Consider the following 17647-nt stretch of genomic DNA (forward strand, 5'->3'; position numbering starts at 1 on the left):
GGACGCGCTCGGCGCCCCCTTTGCTGACAGGGAAGTGATGGACCGGAACGACGAGCTGCTGCTGCGCGCGGCCCTCGCCGCTGTCGCCCCCGGCACCGAGCTGCGAGACAGCCTGGAGCGCATCCTGCGCGGACGCACCGGAGCACTCATCGTGCTCGGCCATGACAAGGTGGTCGAGTCGATCTGCACGGGCGGATTCGCGCTCGACGTCGAGTTCTCCGCGACCCGGCTTCGTGAGCTGTGCAAGATGGACGGCGCCGTCGTCCTCGACCGCGAAGGCACCCGCATCATGCGCGCTGCGACGCAGCTCGTGCCCGACTCCCGCATCGAGACGAGCGAGTCCGGCACCCGGCACCGCACGGCCGAGCGCGTGGCCAAGCAGACCGGCTTCCCGATCATCTCGGTGAGCCAGTCGATGGGTGTCGTCGCGCTCTACGTCGGTGGCAAGCGGCACGTCATCGAGGGCTCGCCGACGACGCTCTCGCGGGCCGACCAGGCGCTGCAGACCCTCGAGCGCTACAAGTCGCGTCTCGACGAGGTCACGGGCACGCTCTCGGCCCTCGAGATCGAGGACCTCGTGACGATCCGCGATGTCACGGCCGTGCTCCAACGGCTCGAGATGGTGCGCCGGATCTCTGCCGAGATCCAGGACTACGTCGTCGAGCTCGGCACGGACGGCCGGCTGCTGGCCCTGCAGCTTGAGGAGCTCGTCGGCGGCCTCGGCAACGACCGCGAGCTCGTCATCCGCGACTACCTCCCGGCCACCAAGTCGGGCCTGATGCTGTCCGAGGCGCTCGAGAACCTCCAGACGCTCAACTCCGTCGAGCTGCTGGACCTCGCAGCCGGCGCGCGGGCCGTCGGGTTCTCGGTCGTCGGGGACAGCCTGGACGCCCCGGTGAGCCCGCAGGGATACCGCCTGCTCACCAAGGTGCCCCGCCTGCCCACCGCGATCGTCGACCGCCTCGTCGCCCACTTCGAGTCGCTCCAGCGGCTCCTCGCAGCAGGCATCGAGGACCTCATGCTCGTCGAGGGCGTCGGCGAGGGCCGCGCCCGGGCGGTGCGCGAGGGCCTGTCGCGCCTCGCCGAGTCGAGCATCCTCGAGCGCTACGTGTGACCGTCGCCGACTCCCGACGGCTGGAGCCGACCCACCGGGCCGGTATGCCGTCCGGTGGGCCGGCGCTCGCGACCCTGCACGAGCGGGTCAACGGCTGGTATCGGCGCAACGGCCGGGACCTGCCCTGGCGGCAGCCGGACTGCAGCCCGTGGGGCGTGTTCGTCTCCGAGGTGATGGCGCAGCAGACGCCGCTGTCGCGGGTCGAGCCCGTGTGGCACGAGTGGATGCGCCGCTGGCCGACACCTGCCGCCCTCGCCCAGGCGGCACCCGGTGACGCGGTGCGGGCCTGGGGCCGGCTGGGCTACCCGCGCCGCGCGTTGCGCCTCCACGAGGCGGCGACCGCGATGGTCGAGCGGCATGGGGGAGAGGTGCCGGGCTCGTCCGACGAGCTGCGCGCGCTGCCCGGCGTCGGCGCCTACACGGCCGCAGCGGTCTCCTGCTTCGCCTTCGGGATCCCCGAGGTCGTCGTCGACACCAACATCCGGCGAGTGCAGGCCCGGGCCCTCGACGGCAAGGCCTTTCCGCACCTGACCCTCACCCGCGCCGAGTCCGACCTCGCCCGCGAATGCATGCCCGGCGAGCGCGCCGCGGCCAACACCTGGAACGTCGCGGTGATGGAGCTCGGGGCCCTCGTGTGCGTGGCGCGCTCCCCTCGGTGCGATGACTGCCCGATCTCCGACCTGTGCCGGTGGAACGTCGCCGGCCGACCGGCATACGACGGGCCACCACGCCGCGGGCAGGCCTGGCACGGCACGGACCGGCAGGTGCGCGGCGAGCTGCTGCGGCGCCTTCGCGACGCCCATGCGGCTGTCGCACTCGAGGCGCTGGCCGACGCGGCACCCGACCGAACACAGGTGATGCGATGCCTCGACTCGCTCGTCGCCGACGGTCTCGTCGAGCCCCTCGCCCAAGGCTTCTACCGCCTCCCAAGCTGACCCTCCAGCGTGCGACTGAGCGCTCACTCGACGTGGAGCGTGGGACTGAGCGCTCACTCGACATGCGTCCGGCGTCCCGAACCGGTCGAGTGGGCGCTTGGTCCCACGCGTCACACGTTGCCGAGGATGCGCTCGACGGTGACCACGATCACGACCCGCTCCGGGTTCGGTCGAGGCTGCCGGTAGCGAGCGGCATACCTCTGCTCGGCATCCCGCACCGCGCCCGGGTCGTCGACCACCCGAGCCGTCCCTTCGAGCGACAGCCAGTGCCGCCCCTCGAACTGGCACAGCACCGCGGAGCACCCGTGCGCCGCGTTGCGGGCCTTGCGGCTGGTCCGGCTTGTGATGACCCGGGCAACGAGCGCCTCACTGTCCCAAGTGAACCCGACTGGCACCACGTGCGGCGCGCCATCAGGCCGGAGCGTCGTCAGGGTGGCGAGATGACGTTCGGTGAGAAAGGTCGCGGCGTCGTCGGAGAGGGTCTCGGGATCGTGGGCCATTCACGCACCCGGCCGCGTGAGCCCGAGCGCGGCGATCGCGCGGTCGACCACGGCCGCCGGCGTCCCCTCGTTGACCACGAGCGCGCCCGGCTCGTCGGGCTGGAGCGGCTCGAGCGTGTCGAGCTGGCTTCCGAGCAGCGAGGCCGGCATGAAGTGCTCGGTCCGCCGCTCGATGCGGTCCTGGATCACCTCCGGCGGAACCGTCACGTGGAGGAATCGGACCACGGGGCGATCGCGCCGGAGCACGTCGCGGTAGGCCCGCCGCAGCGCCGAGCAGGTCACCACGCCCGACTCGCCCTGCTGCTCTCGCTCGCCGATCCACGCACCGATCGACTCGAGCCAGGGCCACCGGTCGTCGTCGGTGAGCGCCTGGCCGCCGTGCATCTTGGCCACGTTGGCCGCCGAGTGGAAGTCGTCGCCCTCGGCGAACGGCCAGTGCATCGCGGTGGCGAGCTCGCGCGCCACCGTGCTCTTGCCGGTGCCTGACACTCCCATGACGACGACCACCATGGGCTGGGTCACGGGTGCGTTGAACGAGGGGGCCACGGCTTGTAACGTAGCCCCTCGTGCCGTCTCCCGCCTGCTCGCCCCGGAGGGAGCCGTGAAAACCTTCTGGCTCCTCGTGCGTGCCGGTTTCCGTCGCCACTCGACCTACCGGCTGGCCCTGCTGGCAGGCATGACGACGAACTCGGTGTTCGGTCTCATCCGAGCATCGATCCTGCTCGCCGCCCTCGAGTCGGCAGGGACCGACATCGGCGGCTACGACGCGCCGACGGCGGTCGCGTTCGTGTGGTGGGGCCAGGCTCTGCTCGGGACGGTCAACCTCTGGGGCTTCCAGGAGATCTCCGACCGGGTCCGCACCGGTGACGTCGCCATCGACTTCCTGCGCCCCTTGAACCCTCAGCTCGCTTATCTGGCAGGCGATCTCGGGCGCGCGGGCATCAACCTCCTCGGCCGTGGCGTGCCCGCACTGCTGTTCGGCGCGCTCCTGTTCGACATGGCGTGGCCACCGAGCGCGGCCAGCTGGGTCGCGGGGTGCGTCGCCCTCGTCCTGGCCGTCGTGGTGGCCTTCGCCGGCAACTTCGTGATCAACCTGCTGTCGTTCTGGCTCGTCGACATCCGCGGCATCCGGCTGCTCTGGATGATCACCGGGGGCCTGCTGTGCGGGCTCTACCTGCCCGTGCCGTGGTTCCCTGACTGGCTGCAGACCGTCGCCAACTGGTCGCCTTTCCCATCGATGCTGCAGCACCCGATCGACATCTTCGCGGGCCGGGTCGCGGGCGCGGACATCGTCCCGACCATCGCCTCCCAGGTCTTCTGGGCCGTCGCGCTCCTCGCGCTGGGTCAGGTCGTCACCCGTGCGGGCCGACGCAAGCTGGAGGTGCAGGGTGGGTGACCGGCTGCGCCCCTACCGCGTGCTGCTCGCGTCGCGTGCCCGCGCGCAGATGCAGTACCGCGCGTCCTTCGCCACCGACATCGTCGGCACCATCGGCGTGGGCCTCGCCGAGCTCGCCGAGGTGTGGGTGATCTTCCACAACGTCGAGTTCCTGGGCGGGCTGGACTTCAAGCAGGCGCTGCTCGTCTTCGCGCTGTCGAACCTGTCGTTCTCGCTCGCCGACATGTTCGTGGGCCACCTCGACGGGCTGCCCCGCTACATCCGGGCAGGCACGATCGACGCGTTCTACGTCCGGCCCCTGCCGCTGCTCGCGCAGTTCATGACGAGCGACCTGTCGCTTCGGCGGGTCGGGCGGCTCTCGGTCGCGGTGGCCGCGCTCGTCGTCGCGCTGACGGCATCCGACATCGTGTGGTCGCCCGCGACGGTCGCCCTGATCGCCCTGACTGTCGTCAGTGGAACGGCGATCTTCTCGGCGCTGTTCACCGCCGCCGGCGGGTTGCAGTTCTTCCTCGTCGACGGCGCCGAGTTCACCAACGCTTTCACCTACGGCGGCGCGTATGCCGCCCAGCAGAGCCAGCAGGTCTTCCCGGGTCCGCTGCGGATCTTCTGGACGTTCGTCATCCCGACCGCGTTCGTCGCCTACCTTCCCGCGCTGCAGATCCTCGGCCTGCCGGGCGGCCCGCTGAGCCCGCCGTGGCTGGCGTGGTTCACCCCGCTCGCCGCGCTCCTCGCCTGGGGGATCGCCGGCCTGTGCTGGAGGTACGGCACCCGTCACTACCAAGGAGCAGGCGGATGAGCAGTATGCCGTCGACGACCGTCGGCACGGACCGCGGAGTCGTCATCGAGACGAGCGACCTGGTGCGCGACTTCAAGAAGGTCCGCGCAGTCGACCGCATGACCTTCAGGGTCGAGGCGGGCGAGTCCGTCGGCTACATCGGCGCCAACGGTGCCGGCAAGTCGACGACGATCAAGATGCTGACCGGCATCCTCAAGCCGACGGCCGGGCTGGTCAGGACCTGCGGCCTGGACCCGATGCGTCAGCGGATCGAGGTCGCCCGCCGGGTGGGTGTCGTCTTCGGGCAGCGCTCGCAGCTCTGGTGGGACCTGCCCCTTCGGGAGTCGTTCACGATCCTCGCCGCCATCCACCGCCTCGACGAGCAGACCGCCCGGGCGCGCACGGACCTGCTCGTCGAGCAGCTCGAGATGGGACCGCAGCTCGGCACACCCGTGCGGTCGCTGTCGCTCGGCCAGCGGATGCGGGCGGAGATCGCCGCGGCCCTGATCCACTCGCCAGAGCTGCTCATCCTCGACGAGCCCACGATCGGCCTGGATGTCCTGTCCAAGCAGCGGCTCCGCGAGTTCCTCGTGGCCGAGCGCCGGGACCGCGGCACGACGCTGCTGCTGACCACGCACGACATGGGCGACATCGAGCGGCTCTGCGACCGCGTGCTCGTGGTCGACCATGGACGCCTGGCCTTCGACGGCACCCTGCCCGGTCTGGCCGCCACGGTCGGCGCCCAGCGGATGCTCGTCATCGACCTCGCCGAGCCGACGCGGGACCTCGACGACGTGCCGGCGACGACCCTGGTCGTCAGCGAGTCCGGCGGCCTGCGACAGCGCCTGGCCTTCGACGCTGCCGCGACGAACCCGGCCGCGGTGCTGGCACACGTCTCGGCGCGCGCCACGGTCCGCGACCTGACCATCGAGGAGCCCGACATCGAGGACGTCGTCCGGCGCATCTACGCCGCCTCCGGACGCGCCTGAGCCCGGGCGGCATACGGCAGCAACGGGTCAGAGGGTGCGGAGCATCCGGGTGTTGCCCAGCGTGTTGGGCTTCACCCGCTCGAGGTCGAGGAACTCCGCGACGCCCTCGTCATAGGACCGCAGCAGCTCGGCGTACACCTCGTGCGACACGGCCTGACCCTCGATCGCCTCGAAGCCGTGATGCGTGAAGAATGCCGTCTCGAACGTCAGGCAGAACAGGCGGGCGACCCCGATGTCGCGGGCGTCCTGGACGAGCTCCTCGAGGATCCGTCCGCCCAGCCCCGAGCCGAGCTGGTCGTCCGCGACCGCGAGGGTGCGGATCTCGGCGAGGTCCTCCCACATGACGTGCAGGGCGCCGCAGCCGACGATGCGCCCGTCGAGCTCGGCGACGCGGAACTCGTGCACGCTCTCGTAGTACGTCACCGCCTCCTTGCTCACGAGCACCCGGCGCTCGGCGAGCGGCGCCACGAGGCTGCGTATGCCGCGCACGTCGGCCGTGCGCGCGCGCCGGATCGGCAGGGCGGGACGGGCGGCGGGCATCGCGCCGGGCTCCTGCGCACCGTTGGCGGCGGCGGTCATGAGAGGTTCCCGTCACGGAAGTCGGCGAACAGCGCCCGGGCCTGGTTGCCGAGCACGACGATGGACTGTCGGCCCGCCCAGCCGAACGCGCCCTGGGCGACCCCGCGCCCGACCTTGAGCGGGCTCAGCGCGTGCAGGGCGGCGGTGAAGGTCAGGATCTGCTCGGCCGTGAGGTTGCTGTACCCGACCTTGCTGAAGCTGGTCAGCGCCGACGGGATCGCGATCGGTCCCGCGAGCTTGGCCTTGATCGCCGCCGCCAGGATCACCTCACCCTGGTGCCGCGACCTGCCGAAGTCGCCGTCGGGCAGCGTCTTGCGTTCGCGGGCGTAGGCGAGCGCCTGCGCCCCGGTGAGCGTCTGCGGCCCGGCCTTGATGACGAGGTTCTTCGCGTGCGAGGCGACGACCGTCTTCGGGATGACGATGGGGATGCCGCCCTGCTCGTCGACGATCTTCTTGAAGCCGGTGAAGCCGACGACGACGTAGCCCTGGATCGGCAGGCCGGTGACGTCGTGGACGGTCTGCACCTGCGCCTCGGGTCCGCCGAAGACCATCGCGGAGTTGATCTTGCCCTTGCCTCCGGTCGACAGGGGAACCCAGAGGTCCCGGGCCATGCCCATGATCCCGCCGCCGCCCGCGCCGTCGACCCCGAGCACCTGGAGGACGTCGGCACGAGTGCGCTCGACGGGCTGTCCCTTGCGGGCGTCCGAGCCGATGGCGAGCACCCACCGGGGCCCGCCGCCCAGGCTCGGCTTGGAGACCCCGAGGGACGGCCACCAGCCGCCGACGACCTTCCACGTCGGACCGACCGCGAGGGTCACGTCGTCGCCTGCGGTCACGACGGCGACCGGCGTGCCCATCCACGACCCCACCGCGGCCTTCGCCGCGACGGCCCCGGTCGCAGGCTTGCGGGCCTTGAGCGCAGCGGCCGCGGAAGGGGAGGACTCCTTCGCGAGGTCGCCCCCGGCATACACGGTGGTGACGAGGTGTGCGAGCGGCGCAGGCGCGCCGCTGACGGTGACGCCGGACGCCGGAGCGCCCTCCCCGTCGGAGCCCTGCCCGGTCCCGCTCGTGGCGGGTGGGGCGCCAGGCTCGTCCGACGTGCATGCGCCCAGGACCCCGGTCGCGAGCATGGTGACCAGGGCCGCGACTCCCGTCGCGACGCGTCGTCGCCCACCGCGGGGGTATGCCGTGTGGCCGGGTTGCGCGGTGGCCGCGCGGGATCGCGGCGTCCCGGTGGGGCGGTGCACTGACGTCACGGCCCCACCGTAGACGACAGGGTCATGGGGCTTCTCACACGACGCGGGACGCGGTGCGAACGAGCGAGCGCGAGGCGAGGACCGACGCGACGACCAGGCCGCCGGCCGCGAGCGAGGTCACCGCGAACCGGACCACCAGCGCGGAGTCGATCCGTCCCCTGAACGGCAGCATGAGCACGAGCACGAACCCGGCCGCGACCGCGATCGTCACCAGGAGCGGAAGGGCCACCTCCCAGGTGCGGGCGCGGTGCAGGGTCCGCTCGCTCGTCCCGGCCAGGGCGAGCGCGCGGTACTGGTCCCGCTGGTCGAGCACGCGGGCGGCCTGCACCACGCCGGTCGAGGTCGCCCCGACGATCGAGATGATGACGAGGGTGACCAGCGCGCCGGTCGCCAGGTCGGCGGCGAGGAACTGTTCGACGGGTGACGCCGGCTGGTCGGAGGAGGCCAGGCTGGTGAACCCCACGACGACGACCGCAAGCCCGAGGGCGCCGACCGCGCGCCAGGTGCTCCGGGGGTCATCGGCGATCCGGCGTACGGCCAGCAGGGTCGTGGCCGTAGGCGCCAGACGGGCCGCGGTCCGGCCCGCGACCATGACCACGAACGGTCCGACCGCGTTGACCGCGAGGATCATCGCGGCGAGGCACACGACGATGGTCGCGCGCTGGGGCTCCTTCATCGGCGTCATGACCAGGACCCACGCGGCGCCCGCCACGAGTGCGAAGGCCACCCGGACGAGGCTGAGCCGCTTCGGCGACGTGCGCTCGGCGACCCCGAGCGGGCTGATCGCGACCCGGGCCAGGCTCGAGGCCCCCGACAGCACCGCGACGACGACGACCGCCGCCACCACGGCGGCGAGCTTCCATGCGGGCACGAGGAGCTCGCCGACCTCGAGCCGGCTGCCCTGGAAGGTCAGCTGGGCCACGAGCGGCAGGGAGGCGGCATACAGGACCACGCCGGCCAGCGCGCCGAGCAGGGCCTGGGCAGCGGCCTCTGCGAGGGTCATGACGGTGACCTGGCTCGATGTCGCTCCGGTCAGCCGAAGCGCGGCGAGGCGCTGGTCGCGTCGTGCGATGGCCAGGCGGGCCGCGACTCCGCCGAGCGTGAGGATCGGGATGACCATGCAGGTCGTGGCGATCCAGGCGAGGGTCACGTACAGCTCCCCGATGGAGGCGGCGTCGATCGCCAGGCCACCGCTGCCGGTCGAGGGCGGCGTGGCGTTGCGGGCCTCGAACGCCCCGAGCCCCCCGACGCACACGAGCAGCGCCGCCGTGGCGACCGCGAACGCGAGCACCGCGAGCAGGCCCGGCACGCGGTCGTCCCTGGCGCTGACGGCACGCAACCGCCACCACAGGCGGATCGCGGCGGTCATGCCCGGACCTGCCCTGCTGCGTGGGCCGGCTTTGCGAGGCGCTCGACGACCCGGCCGTCCTGGACCCGCACCACGGTGTCACACCACGCGGCGACCTTCTGGTCGTGCGTCACGACGACGAGGGCTGCGCCGGTGTGGGCCGTCAGCCCCGTGAGGTGCCGCATCACCTCGGCGCTCGTGCCCTGGTCGAGCGCGCCTGTCGGCTCGTCGGCGAAGACGACGCCAGGACGGGCGACCACCGCGCGTGCGATCGCCACCCGCTGGGCCTGACCTCCCGACAGCTCGCCGGGGCGGCGCCGCTCGAGACCGGCGAGGCCGAGGGCCGGAAAGAGCGCTCCGGCGCGGGCGGTCGCCTCCGAACGCGGTATGCCGTCGAGCATGAGCGGGAGGGCCACGTTCTCCACCGCGGGCAGCTCGGGCAGCAGCATCCCCTGTTGGAAGACGAAGCCGAAGTCCTTGCGGCGCAGCACGGTGCGCTCGCGGTCTGCCATGCGTGCGATGTCGCGTCCGCGCCACAGCACCTGCCCGGAGGTGGGTCGCAGGATGCCGGCCACGACGTGCAGCAGCGTCGTCTTGCCGGACCCCGACGGGCCCATGACAGCGATGCACTCGCCGGCGTGGACAGTCAGGTCGACGCCACCGAGAGCGGGCGGGGCGGCCGCGGCGTCGCGGCCGTAGGTCATGACGAGCCCACGCGCGACGAGGTCGGGCTCACCGGTCGCAGGTCGCGGAGTGTCGACGGTCGCAGTCGCGGCGCTCGCGTAGGCACCGTGCGGCGTCCGTGCGCTCGTCGCGAGCCCACTCGTCCGCGCGCTCCCCGGGACTTCGTTCGTCGGGACCTCGCTCGTCGGTACCTCGCTCGTCGGTACCGTGTGTCTCCGGGTCTGAGTCCAGTAGTCGTTGCTCATGCGACCAGCCTTGCGGCCCAAGGCAGCCGCCCGCGTCGACCGCTGGTCGCCTGCTGCGCCGGACGGCATACGACCCTGGTATGACCCACCGCTCCCAAAGTCGCATCGGACCATGACGAAGGGCCGGGAACCGTGTGGTTCCCGGCCCTTCGTGCGATCCGCGACTCAGCGAGGCCGGTCGCGTCGTGCCTACCGGCTCAGCGTTCCGTGCCCGTCACCGTGTCCGGGTAGACCGTGTCGTCGGGGACGGTCGACGGGGCGTGGACGTTGACCCCGAGCGCCTCGTCGAGCGCGGCTCCCTCGGGCAGGTCGTCGAGGTCGTCGGCCGGGCGGTGCGCCTTGTCCGGGTGGGTCATGCCGCGGAAGACGAATGTCTCCTCCTTACCCTCGCCCTCGGTGTCGACCTGGACGTACTGGCCGGAGGTGAACTCGGCGTAGAGGATCTTCTCCGAGAGGGCGTCCTCGATCTCGCGCTGGATGGTGCGGCGCAGCGGGCGCGCACCGAGCACGGGGTCGTAGCCGCGCTTGGCGAGCAGGTCCTTGGCCGCGGGCGTGAGCTCGATGCCCATGTCCTTGTCCTTGAGCCTCTTGTCGAGCTTGGCGATCTCGAGGTCGACGATCTGCGTGATCTCGTCCCTGGTCAGGTGCGGGAACACGATCGTGTCGTCGACACGGTTGAGGAACTCCGGCCGGAAGTGCTGCTTGAGCTCGTCGGTGACCTTCGCCTTCATCCGCTCGTAGTCCGAGCGGCTGTCGGGGCCGGCGCTGAAGCCCATGGAGGCCTTGGAGATGTCACGCGTGCCGAGGTTCGTGGTCATGATGATGACGGTGTTCTTGAAGTCGACCATGCGACCCTGGGAGTCGGTCAGGCGGCCGTCCTCGAGGACCTGCAGCAGCGAGTTGAAGATCTCCGGGTGGGCCTTCTCGACCTCGTCGAACAGCACGACCGAGAACGGCTTGCGGCGGACCTTCTCGGTCAGCTGGCCGCCCTCTTCGTAACCGACGTAGCCGGGCGGGGAGCCGAAGAGACGGCTCACCGTGTGCTTCTCGGAGTACTCGGACATGTCGAGGCTGATCAGCGCGTCCTCGCTGCCGAAGAGGAACTCGGCGAGCGTCTTGGCGAGCTCGGTCTTACCGACACCAGTGGGGCCGGCGAAGATGAACGAGCCACCGGGACGGCGCGGGTCCTTCAGCCCGGCGCGGGTGCGGCGAATCGCCTGCGACAGTGCCTTGACCGCGTCGTTCATGCCGACGATCCGCTTGTGCAGCTCGTCCTCCATGTGGAGCAGGCGGCTGCTCTCCTCCTCGGTGAGCTTGAACACCGGGATGCCGGTGCTCGCCGCCAGAACCTCGGCGATCAGCTCCTCGTCGACCTCGGCGACGACGTCCATGTCGCCCGACTTCCACTGGGCCTCGCGGGCCGCCTTCTCGTGGCGCAGGCGCTTCTCGTCGTCGCGGACCCGGGCGGCGCGCTCGAAGTCCTGACCGTCGATGGCGGACTCCTTCTCCCGCACGAGCGCGGCGATCTTCTCGTCGTACTCGCGAAGGTCCGGCGGAGCCGTCATCCGGCGGATGCGCAGACGCGCGCCCGCCTCGTCGATGAGGTCGATTGCCTTGTCCGGCAGGAACCGGTCGTTGACGTAGCGGTCGGCCATGTTCGCCGCGGCCACCAGGGCGCCGTCGGTGATCGTGACGCGGTGGTGCGCCTCGTAACGGTCGCGCAGGCCCTTGAGGATCTCGATGGCGTGCGGAAGGGTCGGCTCCTGCACCTGGATCGGCTGGAAGCGCCGCTCGAGTGCCGAGTCCTTCTCGATGTGCTTGCGGTACTCGTCGAGCGTCGTCGCCCCGATCGTCTGCAGCTCGCCGCGGGCGAGCATCGGCTTGAGGATCGACGCAGCGTCGATCGCGCCCTCAGCGGCACCGGCACCGACGAGCGTGTGGATCTCGTCGATGAAGATGATGATGTCGCCGCGGGTGCGGATCTCCTTGAGGACCTTCTTCAGGCGCTCCTCGAAGTCACCGCGGTAGCGGCTGCCCGCCACGAGCGAGCCGAGGTCGAGGGTGTAGAGCTGCTTGTCCTTGAGCGTCTCGGGCACCTCGCCCTTGACGATGTCCTGGGCCAGGCCCTCGACGACGGCGGTCTTGCCGACGCCGGGCTCACCGATGAGGACCGGGTTGTTCTTCGTGCGGCGGCTCAGCACCTGCATGACCCGCTCGATCTCCTTCTCACGCCCGATGACCGGGTCGAGCTTGCCCTCGCGGGCAGCCTGCGTGAGATTTCTGCCGAACTGGTCGAGCACGAGCGACCCGGCCGGGGTGGCCTCGGTCTGCCCCTGGCCGACGCCGGCGCCCGCCTTCTCGCCGCTCTGGGCGCCCTGGTAGCCCGAGAGCAGCTGGATGACCTGCTGCCGGACCTTGTTGAGCTCCGCGCCGAGCTTGACGAGCACCTGCGCGGCGACACCCTCACCCTCGCGGATGAGGCCGAGCAGGATGTGCTCGGTGCCGATGTAGCTGTGGCCGAGCTGCAGCGCCTCCCGCAGCGAGTACTCGAGCACCTTCTTGGCGCGGGGCGTGAAGGGAATGTGGCCGGTCGGGGCCTGCTGCCCCTGACCGATGATCTCCTGGACCTGGGCCCGGACCGCCTCGAGCGAGATGTCGAGGGACTCGAGGGCCTTCGCGGCGACGCCTTCGCCTTCGTGGATCAGACCCAGGAGGATGTGTTCGGTACCGATGTAGTTGTGGTTGAGCAGGCGCGCCTCTTCCTGCGCCAGCACGACCACCCTTCGGGCCCTGTCGGTGAACCGTTCGAACATGTTCTTCTCCTGACTGATCGAGAGACATCTCGATGCTATCCGTGCCCGCTGTCAGTGAGCACATCCCGACCAACGCGGGGGTGTGCCCTCCTGTTCCCCATCCTGAGCGGGATCCGCTCAGGTTCAACATCTGTTCGCCATGAGCGGACAGTTCGCCCGTCAGCCGCGTCCGCAAGGTCGGTCCGTATGCCGCAAGCAACGTTCCGGACGCCCGCCCGGTTCACCTCGAGTGAGCGCCCTCGGTTTGGGGCCGCGGTGCGCCCGTGGGACCGGTCAGGGTGGATGCGGCAGGTCGCCGGGGCGGCTCGGGAAGTGGCGTCGCCACTCGTCACGGAGCGTCGGCACCGGCATACCCACGCTTCTCATGGCCTTAGTTATGCGGCCGAGCGTGCGCGCGGGCGTCCGATATACGTCCCCTGCGGTGATGACCAGGCGGCGGATCCTCCAGTCGTCGAGCTGCTCGTCGCGCCCGATGTCCTTTGACCACTGCTCGAGCGACTCGGCGTGCCGTCGCCCGTCGTATTCGATGATCAGCGACCAGACGATGTAGGCCAGGTCGAACCGATAGAGAAGCGATCCGTCGTCGGCGTATACGCGATGATCGACCTCGGGCTCGGGCAGTCCGGCGAGCACGACGAGCAGGCGCACGCGGGTCTCCATGGCTGAGTCGACCCCGGCGCGCACGAGCGACGCGGCCCGGCGGGCGAGCCGCGAGAAGGGACCACGGTGCGCGCCAGCGGCTGACACCAGCTCGGTGGTCGTGGTGCGCCCACGCCGTACCAAGGAATCACCGAGCGCAACGAGGTCCACGAGCGTCAGCTGGTGTGCCAGGTCGAGGAACGTCTGGACCGGTGACGTGACGCGCAGTCCCTTCCACGTCACGACCCGCTGCCCAGACTTGGGCCGGTGCCCTACGAGCCCAGCGCCCTTCACGCGCAACCGTGGTGACGTGACGTGGACATCCGGGTCATCCGGCAGCACCGCACCGAGGAGGCGTGCTGCCGTGTGGTGGGAAAGGTAGCTGCCTGGTTCGGCGACGAGCAGCGCGGCCTGCGCGAGCAGCACCTCGGTGACCGGGGCGTCGATGCACACGTAGACGCCGTGAAACAGCGCGCGGTGTTTTCGGCGCAGATCCCACTCCGAGATCTCGCCGGCGGCATCTGAGCGCCTGAACGGCATACCGGGTACGGGGAGCATGAGGCGACGATCCACCAGGTGGGGGTCCGGTCGCTGCGGCTCTCCACAAGCACCCTTTGGGGGCCGCGGCGCGCGAGTGGGTGCGGGTTCCGGGCCTGACGCCACTATTTGGGGGCCGCGGCGCGCGAGTGGCTACGGGTTCCGGGCCTGACCCCACTATTTGGGGGCGGCGGCGCGCGTATGCCGCAGCTGGGTCAGGCGTCGCCGCGCGCGAAGCGCTCGTGCAGGGCGCGCACGTCGTCCTCGAGCTGAGGCGCCGGCCCGTCCACGACGACGCCCGGGACCACCTGCTGGATCGAGTAGGGCGTCACCGGCGACGGTTCCGCGCCCCACGCCGACCGCCACTGGCCCAGCTGGGCCGAGCTGACGGCATACACGATGCGGCCGAGGCCGACCCAGCCGTGCGCGGCCGAGCACATGGGGCAGTGCTCGCCGGAGGTGTAGACGACCGCGGCCGAACGCTCCTCGGGGGACAGGTTGGCGCCGGCCCAGCGGGCGATCGCGAACTCGGGATGCTGGGTTGCCTCCAGCGCCATGACGTGGTTGTGGTCCTCGAAGAGGACCTCGCCGTCGCCGGACACGAGCACCGAGCCGAACGGCTCGTCGCCGCGCTCCAGCGCGAGTCGGGCCAGGTCGACTGCCCTCTCCAGGTGGCCAAGGTCGCTCTCGGAGATGCTCACGCAACCCTCCCGGTGACCAGCGCGAACGTGACGAAGGCGCCTCCGTCGGCCTCGAGCATCCCCTGGACGGGTGAGCTGGACTGGCCCTTGAGCTCCATGACCGCCCGCTCCCACAGCAGCCAGTTGGCGCAGCCCTCCGGCTGCGTGCGGGCGGTGACCTTGGCGAAGGCCCGGCTGAACTCCCACTGGCTCCGCAGCCAGTCCGCGGTGTGCCACGCCGCACTCTCCGCGCCGACGACGCGGTCGACGTGCTCTGGGATCTCGCCGAGGTCGCGGATCTCGGTCGTCAGGGCCGGTGTCGCCACGCCCAGCTGGCCGCCCGGCTTGAGGAACTTCGCGAGGTACGGCGGGTAGTGGTCGCCCGTGCCGAAGTACTCCCAGGCGTCGATGCTGATGATCGCGTCGAACGACCCGCGGCCGAACGGCAGCGCATGAGCGTCCACGCGCATCGGCAGGATGCGGTCGTCGACGCCCTCCTTGCGGAACACGTCGCCCGCCTCGCTCGGGTCGACCCACAGGTCGGCGGCGATGACCCGGACGCCGTACTCCTTGGCCAGGAACACCGAGGTCGCACCGAGGCCGGAGCCGAGGTCGAGCACGCGCATCCCGGGGCGCAGGTCGAGGTCGGCGGCGAGGTCCTCGAGGAGCCACAGCGGGTGCGGGCCCATGTCGAGGTCGACGAGCCACATCGCGTCGTACTTCGCCGACTTGGGGTACGCGTCCTTGGTCAGGTGGTCCAGCGCGGGCATGCCCCGATCCTTGCCCGGCGTCGTGCGATCAGTCGAGCGAGTTCTCTGTAGGTGGACGCCCTCAGAGGCGCCGGAGCGGTCGGGCTCCCGCGAGGGCGGTCGACGCCCCTGCCGTATGCCGGGTGGTCGCCTCCGTCAGGCGGGCGTGCGGACGAGGTGGTCGGGGGTGATGTCGCGCAGCGATGTGCATCCGGTCAGGGCCAGCTGGAGGTCGAGCTCGGCCCGGAGGTTGCGCAGCACCTCGGAGACGCCGTCCGTGCCGGCGAGTGCGAGGCCGTAGACGTGTGGCCGGCCGATCCCCACGGCGGTAGCTCCGAGCGCGAGTGCGATGAATACATCTGCGCCACAACGGATTCCGCTGTCGAAGATCACGGGGATGTCAGAGCCTGACGACCGCACGGCCTCGACAACGGTCGGGAGGGCGTCGAGGGCGCCGACGACCCGGTCGACCTGACGCCCACCGTGGTTGGACACGTAGATCCCGTCGACGCCGGCGTCGAGGGCGCGCCGGGCGTCGTCGGGGTGCAGGATCCCCTTGAGCACGATCGGCAGCCGGGTCAGCGCCCGCAGCCGGGGCAGGTCGGCCCAGGTGAGGGACGGCCGGCTGAACACGTCGAGGAACGTGTCGACCGCGGCCCGCGGCTCCGGGGCGGTGAGGTTGCGCCGCAGGTCGCCGGGATGGTTCCGGCTCATCGACACGAGGGTCCCGACGGCGGCCGGAGTCGGCCGCGGTCGCGGCTCGGGTGTCGCCGTGGCCACCCGCTCGGCGACGAGCCGCTGGAACACCGGATCGGACGTGTACTGCGCGATGCCCTCCCCGCGGGCGAAGGGCAGGTGCCCGAGGTCGAGGTCGCGGGGCCGCCACCCGAGGTATGCCGTGTCGAGCGTGACGACGACCGCCTCGCTCCCACACGCCTCGGCCCGCTCGACCAGGCTGGCGACGAGGTCGTCGTTGCTGCTCCAGTAGAGCTGGTACCAGTGCCCGGACCCGGCCAGGGTCCGGGCCACGTCCTCCATCGGCACAGACGCCTGGGTGCTGAGGATCTGGGTGACGTGCTGCTCCCTCGCGGCGGTCGCGACGGCCAGGTCGGCGTCCGGATGCGCCATCGAGAGCACGCCGATCGGCGCGATGAGCAAGGGAGTCTCGTGCCACCGACCGAAGAGCTCGACGCCGGTGTCGCGCTCGGTCGTGTCGACGAGCATGCGCGGCACGACCTGCCAGCGGTCGAACGCCGACACGTTCGCACGGGCTCCTGCCTCTGAGCCTGCGGATCCCGCGACATAGGCAAAAGCTCTGCGAGACATGGCCTTTCGCGCCGCGTCCTGCAGCTGCGAGGTGTCGGTGGGGACCTTCGGCCGGTGGCCGAACGCTCCGGCCCGGTAGATCGCAGACTGCACTGTCCTGCCGAACCCGCCCTGCGGCATACGTCCTGCCCTCCGTCGTGCCGGGCGCACGATGCGCCATGCGTACACCGGAGTCTCCCGCAGGCGTGCGCGGTGCGGAGCGGGACGGGCGAACCCGGCCCGTCACCAGGAGATGGACACCGTGTCGCGCCACCAGCGCTCGACGTCGTTCGCGGGCGGGACCGGGCTCCGGCTCCACAGGCTGAGGTAGACCTCGACCGGTGTCCCGGTGATCTCGGCGTCGGAATCGACGGGGGTGCCGTCCAGTCGCACCCGGCGCGTGTGAACAGAGCGGCCCGGCGCCATGTCGACCAGCCAGCCGACATCGCTCCCGCTCGGGCGCACGAGCAGCCGCGACGCGTGCCCGGGGTTGATGCCCTCACGCTTGCGGGTCACGAACCCGACGAGCAGCTCGTCGATGCCGTCGAGCGCGACGCTCGGCCTGATCCAGGTCTCGCGGGCCTCCGGCGGGCGACCCAGCCGCGCCGCGAGCGCGTCCACCGCGTGGACCGTCGTCTCGTGGCACTGGCGACGGGTCCAGAAGATCCGGGGAGCCGGCGCGTCCTTGAGGAAGACGAAGGCTTCCACGTCGTCGGGGGCGTCGACGATCGTCTGGAGCAGGGCGGTCGCCCCCGTGTCGAACCAGCCGAGCAGGTCGGGCGACTCGCGGCCCTGCCGCTCGAGAGCTGAGGTGTCGTCGACCGGCCTTCCCGCCAGGTGGCTCGTCGCCCATCGGTGCACCATGCCCTGGTGCGCCACGAGGTCGCGGACCGTCCACTCGGGGCAGGTCGGCACCGGGGCGTCGAGGCCGGCGGCGGCGGCGTTGGCGCGCAGCACCGTCGCGGCGGACCCGAGGCCGTCGCCGAGGTCGTCGAGAGTCAGGTCGATAGGGCCGGGCCGTTCCAGCTGGTCGGCAGAGTCAGGCGCGGCGTCCTTGGCAGTGGTGGTCTGGTCCATGGCTGTCCTTTCGGAGGGCTGCGCTT

Annotated in this window: 17 protein-coding genes; 5 read left to right on the forward strand and 12 right to left on the reverse strand. The window is 71.2% G+C overall.

The genetic code is table 11. From position 1 onward, the window contains the following. Positions 1-37: 37 nt before the first annotated feature. The gene (gene disA, locus ACYVLP_RS06600; RefSeq protein ID WP_460626544.1) at positions 38-1114 is read left to right on the forward strand and encodes a DNA integrity scanning diadenylate cyclase DisA; all 1077 of its coding nucleotides are present in this window, start codon (positions 38-40) and stop codon (positions 1112-1114) included. 44 nt (positions 1115-1158) lie between these two features. Beyond that, complete coding sequence (locus ACYVLP_RS06605; RefSeq protein ID WP_460626675.1) at positions 1159-2049, forward strand: HhH-GPD family protein; 891 nt, start codon at positions 1159-1161, stop codon at positions 2047-2049. 110 nt (positions 2050-2159) lie between these two features. Here the strand turns inward: ACYVLP_RS06605 and ACYVLP_RS06610 are convergent, their stop codons facing one another. Together ACYVLP_RS06610 and ACYVLP_RS06615 are read right to left on the reverse strand one after the other, a co-directional pair. Continuing rightward, positions 2160-2549 carry a PPOX class F420-dependent oxidoreductase gene (locus ACYVLP_RS06610; protein ID WP_460626545.1) on the reverse strand — a complete coding sequence of 130 codons (390 nt, stop codon included), beginning with the start codon at positions 2547-2549 and terminating at the stop codon, positions 2160-2162. After that, positions 2550-3095, reverse strand: coding sequence for a gluconokinase (locus ACYVLP_RS06615; RefSeq protein WP_460626546.1), 546 nt, complete (start codon positions 3093-3095; stop codon positions 2550-2552). Between the two features lie 55 nt (positions 3096-3150). Between ACYVLP_RS06615 and ACYVLP_RS06620 the strand changes: the two genes are divergently transcribed. Genes ACYVLP_RS06620 through ACYVLP_RS06630 form a run of 3 tightly spaced genes read left to right on the forward strand, consistent with a single transcriptional unit; the run spans position 3151 to position 5709 of the window. Continuing rightward, on the forward strand, positions 3151-3945 hold the full coding sequence (locus tag ACYVLP_RS06620) for an ABC transporter permease (protein ID WP_460626547.1): 795 nt from the start codon (positions 3151-3153) through the stop codon (positions 3943-3945). Then, on the forward strand, positions 3938-4741 hold the full coding sequence (locus ACYVLP_RS06625) for an ABC transporter permease (protein WP_460626548.1): 804 nt from the start codon (positions 3938-3940) through the stop codon (positions 4739-4741). The genes ACYVLP_RS06620 and ACYVLP_RS06625 overlap by 8 nt, the downstream gene beginning before the upstream one ends. Continuing rightward, entirely contained in the window at positions 4738-5709 is a 972-nt protein-coding gene (locus tag ACYVLP_RS06630; RefSeq protein WP_460626549.1) for an ABC transporter ATP-binding protein, read from the forward strand. Before ACYVLP_RS06625 ends, ACYVLP_RS06630 begins: the two co-directional genes overlap by 4 nt. Before the next feature lie 27 nt (positions 5710-5736). Here the strand turns inward: ACYVLP_RS06630 and ACYVLP_RS06635 are convergent, their stop codons facing one another. From ACYVLP_RS06635 to ACYVLP_RS06680, 10 genes are all read right to left on the reverse strand, one after another. Beyond that, on the reverse strand, positions 5737-6249 hold the full coding sequence (locus tag ACYVLP_RS06635) for an amino-acid N-acetyltransferase (protein ID WP_460626676.1): 513 nt from the start codon (positions 6247-6249) through the stop codon (positions 5737-5739). 35 nt (positions 6250-6284) lie between these two features. After that, positions 6285-7544 carry an LCP family protein gene (locus ACYVLP_RS06640; RefSeq protein ID WP_460626550.1) on the reverse strand — a complete coding sequence of 420 codons (1260 nt, stop codon included), beginning with the start codon at positions 7542-7544 and terminating at the stop codon, positions 6285-6287. 34 nt (positions 7545-7578) lie between these two features. Next, positions 7579-8913, reverse strand: coding sequence for an FtsX-like permease family protein (locus ACYVLP_RS06645; RefSeq protein ID WP_460626551.1), 1335 nt, complete (start codon positions 8911-8913; stop codon positions 7579-7581). Continuing rightward, a complete protein-coding gene (locus ACYVLP_RS06650; RefSeq protein ID WP_460626552.1) occupies positions 8910-9821 on the reverse strand; it encodes an ABC transporter ATP-binding protein in 912 nt (303 codons plus the stop codon). The genes ACYVLP_RS06645 and ACYVLP_RS06650 overlap by 4 nt, the downstream gene beginning before the upstream one ends. A gap of 197 nt (positions 9822-10018) precedes the next feature. After that, on the reverse strand, positions 10019-12634 hold the full coding sequence (locus ACYVLP_RS06655; protein ID WP_460626553.1) for an ATP-dependent Clp protease ATP-binding subunit: 2616 nt from the start codon (positions 12632-12634) through the stop codon (positions 10019-10021). Between the two features lie 273 nt (positions 12635-12907). Beyond that, positions 12908-13831 (reverse strand): hypothetical protein, encoded by a 924-nt coding sequence (locus ACYVLP_RS06660; protein ID WP_460626554.1) that lies wholly within the window; start codon positions 13829-13831, stop codon positions 12908-12910. 194 nt (positions 13832-14025) lie between these two features. Further along, complete coding sequence (locus ACYVLP_RS06665; RefSeq protein ID WP_460626555.1) at positions 14026-14511, reverse strand: nucleoside deaminase; 486 nt, start codon at positions 14509-14511, stop codon at positions 14026-14028. Next, positions 14508-15260 carry an SAM-dependent methyltransferase gene (locus ACYVLP_RS06670; protein WP_460626556.1) on the reverse strand — a complete coding sequence of 251 codons (753 nt, stop codon included), beginning with the start codon at positions 15258-15260 and terminating at the stop codon, positions 14508-14510. The genes ACYVLP_RS06665 and ACYVLP_RS06670 overlap by 4 nt, the downstream gene beginning before the upstream one ends. Before the next feature lie 135 nt (positions 15261-15395). Beyond that, on the reverse strand, positions 15396-16685 hold the full coding sequence (locus tag ACYVLP_RS06675) for an alpha-hydroxy-acid oxidizing protein (protein ID WP_460626677.1): 1290 nt from the start codon (positions 16683-16685) through the stop codon (positions 15396-15398). A 102-nt stretch (positions 16686-16787) separates the two neighbouring features. Continuing rightward, positions 16788-17621 (reverse strand): maleylpyruvate isomerase N-terminal domain-containing protein, encoded by an 834-nt coding sequence (locus tag ACYVLP_RS06680; protein WP_460626557.1) that lies wholly within the window; start codon positions 17619-17621, stop codon positions 16788-16790. Positions 17622-17647: the final 26 nt, after the last annotated feature.

The sequence above is a fragment of the Intrasporangium mesophilum genome, from assembly GCF_054783095.1.

What these genes read in the sequence shown, in the direction of transcription:
- disA (WP_460626544.1), top strand. Translation starts at nt 38, where the DNA reads ATGGACCGGAACGACGAGCTGCTGCTGCGCGCGGCCCTCGCCGCTGTC.
- ACYVLP_RS06605 (WP_460626675.1), top strand. Translation starts at nt 1,159, where the DNA reads ATGCCGTCCGGTGGGCCGGCGCTCGCGACCCTGCACGAGCGGGTCAAC.
- ACYVLP_RS06610 (WP_460626545.1), bottom strand. Translation starts at nt 2,549, where the DNA reads ATGGCCCACGATCCCGAGACCCTCTCCGACGACGCCGCGACCTTTCTC.
- ACYVLP_RS06630 (WP_460626549.1), top strand. Translation starts at nt 4,738, where the DNA reads ATGAGCAGTATGCCGTCGACGACCGTCGGCACGGACCGCGGAGTCGTC.
- ACYVLP_RS06635 (WP_460626676.1), bottom strand. Translation starts at nt 6,249, where the DNA reads ATGCCCGCCGCCCGTCCCGCCCTGCCGATCCGGCGCGCGCGCACGGCC.
- ACYVLP_RS06645 (WP_460626551.1), bottom strand. Translation starts at nt 8,913, where the DNA reads ATGACCGCCGCGATCCGCCTGTGGTGGCGGTTGCGTGCCGTCAGCGCC.
- ACYVLP_RS06650 (WP_460626552.1), bottom strand. Translation starts at nt 9,821, where the DNA reads ATGAGCAACGACTACTGGACTCAGACCCGGAGACACACGGTACCGACG.
- ACYVLP_RS06655 (WP_460626553.1), bottom strand. Translation starts at nt 12,634, where the DNA reads ATGTTCGAACGGTTCACCGACAGGGCCCGAAGGGTGGTCGTGCTGGCG.
- ACYVLP_RS06660 (WP_460626554.1), bottom strand. Translation starts at nt 13,831, where the DNA reads ATGCTCCCCGTACCCGGTATGCCGTTCAGGCGCTCAGATGCCGCCGGC.
- ACYVLP_RS06670 (WP_460626556.1), bottom strand. Translation starts at nt 15,260, where the DNA reads ATGCCCGCGCTGGACCACCTGACCAAGGACGCGTACCCCAAGTCGGCG.
- ACYVLP_RS06675 (WP_460626677.1), bottom strand. Translation starts at nt 16,685, where the DNA reads ATGCCGCAGGGCGGGTTCGGCAGGACAGTGCAGTCTGCGATCTACCGG.
- ACYVLP_RS06680 (WP_460626557.1), bottom strand. Translation starts at nt 17,621, where the DNA reads ATGGACCAGACCACCACTGCCAAGGACGCCGCGCCTGACTCTGCCGAC.